The organism is Caballeronia sp. LZ043 (genome assembly GCF_031451075.1).
GTDB lineage: Bacteria > Pseudomonadota > Gammaproteobacteria > Burkholderiales > Burkholderiaceae > Caballeronia.
Genome location: NZ_JARUXT010000065.1, coordinates 1 through 502 on the forward strand (window position 1 = coordinate 1; position 502 = coordinate 502).

Genomic DNA, 502 nt, shown 5'->3' on the forward strand with positions numbered 1-502 from the left:
GCAGCACAGCCACAGCAATGCGGTCAGCGGAAAGGAGGTCACGAGTTCGCGCGCCAGCACGGCGACGCTTGCACAAGGCAGCATGGTTTCCGCGGATGCAGTGACGATCGCCAGCGGCCGCGACATCAACGTCAATGGCAGTACGATCGTGGGCACGAACGATGTGGCATTGAGCGCGGCGCATGACGTCAGTATCGGCACGTCGCAGGACACGATGACGTCGTCGAGCAGCTATCAGGAAAAGCGCTCCGGGCTCGGAACCAGCGGCCTGACCGTGACCTATGGCAGCAACAATCACGCGACGACCGATCAGGCTTCGAGCGTGACGAACAACGCGAGCACGGTCGGCTCGCTGGCGGGCAATCTCTCGATTCAGGCCGGCACTACCCTGCATGTGACCGGAAGTGATCTGCTTGCGGCGAAAGACCTCGTCGGCCTGGGCGCGAACGTCACCATCGACGCGGCCAAGGATACGGCGCAGCGTTCGCGGACGGAAACCTCG

The 502-nt window shown here is 63.3% G+C and carries 1 protein-coding gene; it reads left to right on the forward strand.

The features are described from left to right. Positions 1 to 502 (forward strand): hemagglutinin repeat-containing protein (locus QCE64_RS37830; protein ID WP_310009525.1); only part of this gene is annotated, 502 nt, incomplete at both ends.